Annotated in this window: 1 protein-coding gene; it reads right to left on the bottom strand. The window is 67.5% G+C overall.

Going from position 1 to position 1,435, the window contains the following annotated elements; all coding sequences use genetic code 11:
• Positions 1-27: 27 nt before the first annotated feature.
• The gene (locus tag ACFVJQ_RS46010) at positions 28-1,281 is read right to left on the bottom strand and encodes an IS110 family transposase (RefSeq protein ID WP_385791982.1); all 1,254 of its coding nucleotides are present in this window, start codon (positions 1,279-1,281) and stop codon (positions 28-30) included.
• Positions 1,282-1,435: the final 154 nt, after the last annotated feature.

Here is a 1,435-nt window from a genome sequence, read left to right as displayed (position 1 = left end):
AGGTAGACATCTCACGATGCCAAGTCGTCAAGCTGCTGTGGCCAGTTCGGAGGGGAAGGCGATGTGTTCGTCGAACAGTTCGTCTGCCTGAAGGCAGTGGTAAAGCTGGCCGATCATGCGGTTGAACAGGTGTCGCTGGGCGGCCGCGTGCCAGTCTCCTTGCTCGCGTCGGCGCCGGTAGTGGGCGTCCGCGCCGGGAGAGGACCGCAGAGCGGAGAAGGCCCACAGGTAGCCGGCATGGTTAAGCCGGTCGTTCTTGACCATGCGACGCCCGACGTGGTGTTTCTTGCCGGACGCGCGGGTGACGGGGGCGGAACCTGCGTAGGCCTTTAGGCCACGTGCGTCGACGAACCGCTGGCGGTCATCGCCGATCTCGGCCAGCACCCGGGCGCCGAGCTGCATCCCGAGGCCGGGGAAGCTCAAGATGACTTTGGCGTCCGGGTGTTGGAGAAAAGACTCCTCGACCGCCTCGGCGAGCTCGTCAGCAGCGAGGCAGGCGGCTTCCAACTGCCGTAGGAGGGCGAAGACCTGCTTGCCGAGCGCGTCTTCGACCAGCTGCGGCTGGCTCGCGTAGTCGCCGCGGAAGACCTCGCGGAGCCGGTCGGCCTCGGCTTCGATGCCGCGGCTGCGGCTGGCTCGTTTGAGGGCGGATCGGAGCTGGGCGCGGGTGAGCCGGGCGGCCTGGCTCGGGGTAGGGGCAAGCTTGAGCAGTTCGAGGGCTTCGGGACGGCACAGGCCGTTGGTCCATCTGGCGAAGGCGTCCAGGGCGGCGGGGTAGTACTCGCGTAGCAGCGAGCGGAGCTGGTTGGCGATCTGCTGCCGGTTCCAGGTGGCGTCCTGCTGGGCGCGGGCGAGGACGGCAATGGCGCGTGCGAGGTCGGTGTCGGCCGGCAGCGGCCGGTGCATGGGCATATCGGTGCGCAGGATGTTGGCCAGCACCAGAGCGTCGCCAGGGTCGGACTTCTTGCGGGAGACGCCGTGCCGGTCGCGGTAGCGGGCAGCGGCCATCGGATTGATCGCGAAGACCTTCCGATTGCCCTGCCGCAGGGCCGCGACCAGGAGGCCACGGCTGGTTTCGATGGCGATCGGGATCGGGTCGTCTTCCGTGTCGCCGTACTCGGCGAGCAGGTCCAGCAGCAGCCGGTAGCCAGCCGCGTCGTCGGTGATGCGGCGCTTGGCCAGCAGCTGTCCGGTGTCGTCGATCAGGGCGACGTCGTGATGCTTCTCAGCCCAGTCGATCCCGCAGTAAATCAAGTTGCTCCTCCCCTTCGGCACTGGCATCTGCGCTGGTCACGAGCGCATGCGGGCCACGCGGCTCCCTAATTCCAGGACTCTTCGGTCCGACATCTCACAAGCCGTTCGCAGCACCAGCGCGTCCCACGGGCCTCGGTCTTGTCCAGAGCTCGAGGCTCGGGATTGGTAAGAGGTCACCGTG

This window comes from Streptomyces sp. NPDC127197 (genome assembly GCF_042672405.1).
In the GTDB taxonomy this organism is placed as follows: Bacteria; Actinomycetota; Actinomycetes; order Streptomycetales; family Streptomycetaceae; genus Streptomyces; species Streptomyces flavusporus.
This window is presented reverse-complemented; position numbering and strand designations above follow the sequence as displayed.